Genomic DNA, 3,772 nt, shown 5'->3' with positions numbered 1-3,772 from the left:
CGTCGCCCCACAGCAGGGCGGCACTGCGCCCGCGCAAGACCCCCTCGGGCCAGGCCCGCGCCAACGCGACGCTGCGCAGCCGGAGATCATCCGGCTGGTCCTCCCGCCGGTACATCCCGTGCCAGATCCGACGGTAGCGCGCGCGACCGGCCGGGTCTGGCACGGCGGCCGCGAGTTCGGCCGTGGTCAGCGGGCCGGGCGGCGGGTCGTCGCCGGTGATGATCGGGTCGGTGTGGCCGAGTGCGGAGGTGTCCATGCCCACACTCTGCGGCACGCCACCGCCGGGACTCTGTCGGAAACACCGGCCCCGTGGCCCGCCTGTGGACAGGTCGGGCCTGTGGATTGACGCCGCTCGGGCGCGGGGAGCCCTAGGGGTGGTGCTCGCGGAGATAGGCGGAGAACACCTGCTCCGGGGGGCCACCGCGGTGCAGGAACTGCTGGTCCAGCGTCGCCGCGAGCCGCTCCAGTGCCACCGAGAGCTGGCAGCGACCCAGCTCCACGGCGGCCGGCGACCCCGCCGGGCCGGGTTCGGACAGTCGCACCGCGCCGGCCAGCTGTCGTGGCAGGGACAGGTCCGCGGACCGCTCGCGGAAGTAGAAGCCCTCGGAGTGCTGGAAGAAGTCGATCCGGACCTCCTCGACCCTGTCTGCCACCGCCGTCAACTGGGCACACACCGGCTCCGCCGGCAGGTCCGGGATCCGCCCCGCGAAGTCGACCTCGTCCAGACGCGACAGTTCCTGCGCCAACGCCCGCCGCCGCAACAAGGGCGGATACACCTGGTTGAACCAGGTCAGTGCCCCGGTGAGCAGGGCGAATCCCGTCAACGCCTGGAACGGTGTGATCCACCGGATCCACGAATCGGAGGGGACCATGTCGCCGAACCCCAGGGTGGCCAGCGTGACGAACGAGAAGTACAGGGCCTCGACGAACGCCGGGAGACTGTCCGGATCGATCCCGTCGGAGTAGGTGAAGTCCGCGGGCACGTGCGGGTAGTAGATCACTCCCCAGCCCAGACCCTGGAGCACCACCCACAGCAGGATGACCGTCACCAGGGCCGCCGGACCCACCGCGCTGCCCACCCGGTGGCCCGTCGCCCGGGACACCCGCCACATCCCCGCGAACACCCAGGGACTCAGGTACCCGGTGCCCCCGGGGTGCATCAGCGTGTGGAACACGTCCATCAACACCACCGCGATGAGCGCCACGCCCACCGCCGTCAGCACGATCTCGACCATCACCCCACCCTAAGCGGCGAGCGGACGGCGGGTCAGAGTCCGTACAGCCGCGCCCAGTTCTCCCGCGTGGTGAGCCCGGCCTGCGCGGCACGCCACCGCTCCTGGGCGGCCGGGGCCTCCCGGACGAACCGGGCGAGCAGCGAGACCAGCCGCTTCTGCAGCTCGGTGGCCCGCGCCGGGTCCACCTTGCGGTGGTGCACCCCGGTCTGCGAGGCGTCGGTCACGTACACCTCGTCGAACAGGGAGACGTGCCACCAGGCCGCGTCCTCGTAGGGGATCGCCACCACACCGCGGCGCTGCCGGCCCAACTTCTGTAAGAGCAGCCGCTTGGCGAGCACCTGGTCCTCGCGGTCCTCCCGCGGGATCCCCACCTTGCGCCGGACACCGATCCCGGCGGGCAGGGCCTCCACCCCGAGCTTGGCGGTCTCCGGGTACCGCGCGCGCTCGGCGCGGATCGCGGCCAGCGCGGCCTGACCGCCGTCACCGACGCCGTGGGTGCCGTCGGGCCCGTCGAGGAACGCCTCGATCCCGCGCAGGCGGGTGGCGGCGAGCCCGTACTGCATGCCCGCCACCGCGCGCAGGACGCTCCGGGCGAGGTTCTTGGCCATGTCCTTCGGGTCGATCCCCTGCCGGACCGCCGCTGTGGTCAACGAGTTGCGCAGGGAGAAGAACTGGCCGAAGTCGTCGCCGTCCTTCCAGTAGAAGTCCGCGTGCCACACCGCCGCGCCCTGCAGGGTGCACGTGGGCATCCCCGCCTGGCGGCAGCGCAGGCCGTACTCGATGTCGTCCCACTGGAAGAAGTACGGCATGGGGAGTCCGACGCGCTCCACGGCCTCGCCGGGGACGAGGCAGGACCACCACGCGTTGTACTCGGCGTCGATCCGCCGCTCCTGCCGGCCCGCGACCACCGACTCGTCACGCAGCGCGAACTCGTCGGCGTCCAACCCGCCCCGGAGCTCGTCGAGCTGCGTCCGTTCGGCCGAGACCAGCAGGTAGTCCGGGTTGAACAGGTACAGCATCTGGGCACCCACGAGCATCGGTTCGCGGGTGACGGCGGCGAAGGCGAACAGGCGCAGCACCGTCTCGGGCTCCACCCGGACGTCGTCGTCCATGAGCAGCACGTCCACCGGCCCCGGGCCGTCCGGGGCCGTGGCCTCGTACAGCCCGCGGCTGAAGCCGCCGGCACCGCCGAGGTTGGGCTGACGCAGGTAGTGCAGCCGGTCGCCGAACTCCTCCGCCGCGTGCCGGAACGGATCGCGGGTCTCCACGAGGTCGGTGCCCTGGTCCGTGACATAGAGGTCGTCGATCAGGTCCGCGACGAGGGGATCCGAGGCCAGCGAGTCGACCGTGGCCGCACAGTCATCCGCCCGGTTGAACGTGCAGATGGCCACGGCGGCGCGGCGGGCGGGCCTCGTCGTCGTCGTACTCCACTCCACCTCCGACACCGTCGCCGGCGCGTCGACGGCGTGCACCTCCAGCCACATCGCGCCACCGTCGGTGAACGTGTCCACCGGCACGTCCACCACCGCCATACCGTCGCCGTGGTGGTGGACCACCTCCACCGTCCGCACGTGGGAGCCGATGTCCGAGGCGCGCACCAGCACGTCGACCTGCCCGACGGTCTCCACCGACACCCGTACGGTCAGGTCGGTGACGGAGGTCCAGCGCTGCCAGTAGGACGCCTCGAACCGGCCGAAGTAGGTGTTGGTGTCGACGATCGCGCCGGGCTCCAGGTGCAGCTCGGTGCGTGTGCGGCGCACCACGCCCCGCGTGATCCGCGAGTACAGGTCGTCGTTGACCCACCGGCGCGGGCCGGAGAACAGGGTGCGCTGGAGCAGCAGATCGCGCTCGGGCCGGTCGGTCCCGGTGTCGGCGTCTGCGGTTGTCACGGTGGTGGCGTCCATGGGGCGATGCGCTCCTGGGAGTCGGTTAGGCGGTGCCGTCCAGGCTAGCCCCCGGGCCGGGGGGCGCCGCCTCGACGACCGGTGAGTCGGTGTTCGGGGGCTGCCCCGGCGGCGTCACCGGGGGGATGCCGGGTGGCGGGGGCAGCGGCTGGTGGTCCGCGGGCACCGGCAGGACCTCGTACAGACGGGCGCCCGGAGTGGCCTCCACCAGCCGCAGGTTCGGGTTGAGGTGCAGCCCGATGAACCCACCCGGCCGGCCCGGCCCGCCCACGGACTCCGTCCCGACGATCACCCAGCGCACGTCCCGGAGTTGCATCTCGCGGGTGACGGTCGGGTCGAAACCGTAGCGGTTGACCGAGGTGTACAGCGTCATGCGGTCGGCGCCGACCTGCGCGACCGGGTCGTCGGCGAGCGGCGCCCCGAACACCACCGGCACCCCGTGGAGCGCGTAGACCCAGGCGGTGCCGTCGAACGGGTCGTTCAGGGCCACCCCGCCGTCGTACCTCTCCCCCAGCGCGTCCAGCACGAGCCGCTCGTCGGCGGTGACCGCGGGCCCGTCGGCGTACCCCCAGGCGGTCAGGTCCCGCGCCATCACCGCGTGCCCGGAGGCGGTGAGCAGGGCCAACGCCGCCG

3 protein-coding genes and 1 pseudogene are annotated in these 3,772 nt (G+C 72.4%); all 4 read right to left on the bottom strand.

Annotated elements, in window-relative coordinates; all coding sequences use genetic code 11:
- Positions 1-256, bottom strand: a pseudogene (locus G6024_RS04320) (hypothetical protein); the annotation flags it as partial.
- 112 nt (positions 257-368) lie between these two features.
- On the bottom strand, positions 369-1,235 hold the full coding sequence (locus G6024_RS04315; RefSeq protein ID WP_159148146.1) for a potassium channel family protein: 867 nt from the start codon (positions 1,233-1,235) through the stop codon (positions 369-371).
- A 32-nt stretch (positions 1,236-1,267) separates the two neighbouring features.
- The gene (locus G6024_RS04310; protein WP_159148145.1) at positions 1,268-3,139 is read right to left on the bottom strand and encodes a glycosyltransferase; all 1,872 of its coding nucleotides are present in this window, start codon (positions 3,137-3,139) and stop codon (positions 1,268-1,270) included.
- A gap of 25 nt (positions 3,140-3,164) precedes the next feature.
- On the bottom strand, positions 3,165-3,772 hold a 608-nt coding region (locus tag G6024_RS04305; protein ID WP_338122130.1), incomplete at its 5' end, for a DUF6541 family protein.

It is taken from the genome of Dietzia maris, assembly GCF_014144855.1.
Taxonomy (GTDB): Bacteria; Actinomycetota; Actinomycetes; order Mycobacteriales; family Mycobacteriaceae; genus Dietzia; species Dietzia kunjamensis.
This window is presented reverse-complemented; position numbering and strand designations above follow the sequence as displayed.